The sequence below is a fragment of the Acinetobacter sp. YH12039 genome (genome assembly GCF_013420015.1).
Taxonomy (GTDB): Bacteria; Pseudomonadota; Gammaproteobacteria; order Pseudomonadales; family Moraxellaceae; genus Acinetobacter; species Acinetobacter amyesii.
In genome coordinates this window covers 1-3,348 of sequence record NZ_VOZA01000101.1, presented here as the reverse complement: position 1 = coordinate 3,348, position 3,348 = coordinate 1, and the positions used below count along the sequence as shown (strand labels likewise).

General features: G+C 47.4%; 4 protein-coding genes. 1 reads left to right on the top strand and 3 read right to left on the bottom strand.

Annotated features, from left to right (window positions below; translation table 11 throughout):
• Positions 1 to 565 precede the first annotated feature (565 nt).
• Complete coding sequence (gene mph, locus FTT98_RS17460) at positions 566 to 1,453, top strand: Mph(E)/Mph(G) family macrolide 2'-phosphotransferase (protein ID WP_071830579.1); 888 nt, start codon at positions 566 to 568, stop codon at positions 1,451 to 1,453.
• Between the two features lie 73 nt (positions 1,454 to 1,526).
• On the opposite strand, the gene FTT98_RS17455 is transcribed toward mph, so the two are convergent.
• The 3 genes from FTT98_RS17455 to sul2 all read right to left on the bottom strand — a co-directional run bounded on the left by FTT98_RS17455 (position 1,527) and on the right by sul2 (position 3,203).
• A complete protein-coding gene (locus FTT98_RS17455; protein ID WP_071830580.1) occupies positions 1,527 to 1,991 on the bottom strand; it encodes an ATP-binding protein in 465 nt (154 codons plus the stop codon).
• A gap of 61 nt (positions 1,992 to 2,052) precedes the next feature.
• Positions 2,053 to 2,301, bottom strand: a complete 249-nt coding sequence (locus FTT98_RS17450; protein WP_071830581.1) for a phosphoglucosamine mutase — start codon at positions 2,299 to 2,301, stop codon at positions 2,053 to 2,055.
• 86 nt (positions 2,302 to 2,387) lie between these two features.
• Positions 2,388 to 3,203, bottom strand: a complete 816-nt coding sequence (gene sul2 / locus FTT98_RS17445; RefSeq protein ID WP_001043260.1) for a sulfonamide-resistant dihydropteroate synthase Sul2 — start codon at positions 3,201 to 3,203, stop codon at positions 2,388 to 2,390.
• Between the last annotated feature and the right edge of the window lie 145 nt (positions 3,204 to 3,348).

Sequence of the window (3,348 nt, the reverse complement as noted above, 5' to 3'; positions counted from 1 at the left end):
GTAAATTTTCAGCGTTGCTGGCTCCCCGTCAGCCGGATTGGGTTGCATCGCAGGGGTGTCGAAAGAGTCAACTGCGGTCCAAAGCTGTTGGACTTGGGTGAAAAGGGCGTTTATTCTTCCTATACGTGAACCGCATCCTACGGAATGAGTAACCCTTGCCCTATTGTGAGTAGAACGTCGTATAATTCAAACGAAAGCAGTTAATAGGTATGAAATATCACAGCACAAAAGAGCGACAGGACATGTTTAGATGATGTTATTATAAAATAATAACATCATGGATGAATAAAAAATAATTTTCTATCTTTACAACTATGTTATACTTCTATGATAAGGCTATGATGGCAAAGCCTTGGTTTTCCTAATCAAATAGTCGCCGAGATGGCTTCAATGCGACAGTAGGTCTACTGTCTCACAATTAATTCATGTATCAGATTTTTGTTCCCTGATGGGAAGTGTTATCCATACGAAAAGAATATGGGTAAAGTGTTACACCTGTATATGACATTCAGAATGTCCTGTCGGGGGAACTGGTACCAATTTAATAAAAGAAAACAGTATAGAAATGACAATCGAAGATATGCAAACATTAGCCCTAGAGCATGGGCTGAGAATTTCGGAAGAGATGAGCGTCAATGAGATGGGCATCGACTTTAGAGTTGCCTTTGTAAAGGAAGTAAACGGTGAGAACTGGGTACTCCGTATACCTCGAAGAAGCGATATGCTTGAACAAATCGAAAATGAAAGTAGAATATTGGATTTAGCCAAAAGAAACCTGTCGATCAATGTCCCTGATTGGAAAATTGTATCGGAGCGCCTAATAGCCTACCCTTTACTGGAGGATGCGCCTGCTCTGACATTCGATGCGATAACACATGAGGTTTCTTGGAACATAGATCGCGATAGCATAGCTTATGTGGAGTCTCTGGCAAAATCATTGGCCGAATTACATCGTATTACAGCTGACGATGTGAGAAAGAGCAACTTGAAAATAATGACTCCAAGTGAATTGAGGACCGAAATAGCTGACCGTATCCACTTGGTGAAATCTGAGATAGGTATCAGCGAGCCGTTGGAAAACAGATACCGTAGATGGTTGGACAATGACCCTTTGTGGCCTGAATTCACTTGTTTCATCCATGGCGATCTCTATGCAGGGCATGTCTTAACCTCGAAGGAAGGTAAGACCTCTGGTATCATAGATTGGTCTACTGCGCATATGGGTGATCCTGCACTGGACTTTTCTGGTCACGTATCGGTTTTTGGAGAGGATAGCCTGAAGAGTTTGATAACGGAGTATGCTAAACAAGGCGGAACGATATGGGATAGGCTCTACGAACAATCTATAGAGAGGGCTGCTGCAGCTCCATTAGCATATGGCGCTTTTGCGGTAGAGTGCAACGACGATAATCATATCAATGCCGCCAGAGCAGCCTTAGGTATTGTTCAATAAAATGATGTGAGGATACTTTTTTAAATGCTAAAATAGGAGTTCGATTGGTGCCACTTAAGAGTATCATTGATTTCTATTTTAGCCAGTATCCTCCACTTTTAGGAGCTCCTCGAAACTCGATTTTATGATCATCTCTTAAGATTTTGAGCCACCGCTCTACTATCTTGACAGGAACTAATAGCTCGTTTACTAAAAATGGTGCACGCTTTCCTGGATTAGTTCTTATCTGATTAAATAGTAGATTTACTCCCTCACTTACTCCCTCATTAGATTCGAAAAGTAGCTTTGATGAGACAATAACTCGAAAACCGTGCTGGAAATTTTCAAAGACAGGGGGACGCAGACCATAGGATGCGAAGCCTTCTTGGATTCGTTTGATGCCTGACCCATATTTTTCAATAAAATGCGCTTCTTTGAACGTGGCAGATATCCTTTTATTGCGCGCCCATGGCGAGTAATCTTCACGAAGAAGCTGATCAATCGTTAAGTTATCAGCTAAACCACCTGGATTGAAAAACTCTATGGAATTGTAATACACCCTGATTATGGAATCGGCAAATTAATTTGGACTTGGGTGAAAAGGGCGTTTATTCTTCCTATTACGTTGTCGGCAGCGGGCCAAAAAGGAATACGTCCATGCCCATCGAGGTGAAACCGGCTGTGAGCGCGGGTTCAAGCATATAGCCCGACAGGCGCGTATCCTTGCCGATCACGACACGATGGCGGTGGTCACCGCGACGAAAGACACGGCCAGCCGCCATGCCGACGCGCAAGGCGGTTTCCGCCGTCATCGCGCCTTCGTTGGCTTTGCCACGAATACCGTCTGTGCCGAAATATTTGCGCACCATAAGGTCGATTATCCTGTCGTCGGGTCGCCCTCAAAGGGGACATGCCTGCTGAACCGCGAATATAGAGAAATATCCCGAATGTGCAGTTAACGAATTCTTGCGGTTTCTTTCAGCGCCGCCAATACCGCCAGCCCGTCGCGCAAGGGGCGCGGCTCGTGTGTGCGGATGAAGTCAGCTCCACCTGCGGCGGCGGCAAGCTCTGCAGCGAGTGTCGCGGCCCCGACATCCCCCGGACCACGGCCTGTGAGCGCGCGCAGAAAGGATTTGCGCGAAACAGACAGAAGCACCGGCAAATCGAAGCGCAGCCGCAATTCATCGAACCGCGCCAGCACCGAGAGCGAGGTTTCGGGAGCAGCCCCCAGAAAAAACCCCATGCCGGGATCAAGGACAAGGCGGTTGCGTTTGATACCGGCACCCGTCAGCGCCGCGATGCGCGCGTCAAAGAACGCCGCAATGTGATCCATGATGTCGCCAGCGGGTGCCTCGCGCCGATCTGCCTGCCCGTCTTGCACCGAATGCATAACGACGAGTTTGGCAGATGATTTCGCCAATTGCGGATAGAACGCAGCGTCTGGAAAACCGCGAATATCATTGAGATAGGCCACACCACGCGACAAGGCATAGGCTTGCGTCGCGGGTTGATAACTGTCGAGCGAGACGGGAATGCCATCTGCCTTGAGCGCGTCCAGCACCGGCGCGATACGCGCGATTTCTGTGTCGGACGAAACAGGCGCGGCGTCGGGATTGCTGGATGCCGGACCGAGGTCGATCACATCTGCCCCCTCGGCCATCAGCTTACGCGCCTGCGCAATGGCTGCGTCTGGCGCCAGATACCGGCCTCCATCGGAGAAACTGTCCGAGGTTATGTTGACGATGCCGAAAATGATGAGCGATTTATTCATGGGGGCTTCTATAATAATCTCTGTACACGACAAAAATAGATAACTCATTGAAATAATGTCACAATAATTGTTTTCTAACGACGAATACTATGACACATCTCAATGAGTTATATCTTATCTTAAACAAATCTCTAAAATGGAACAA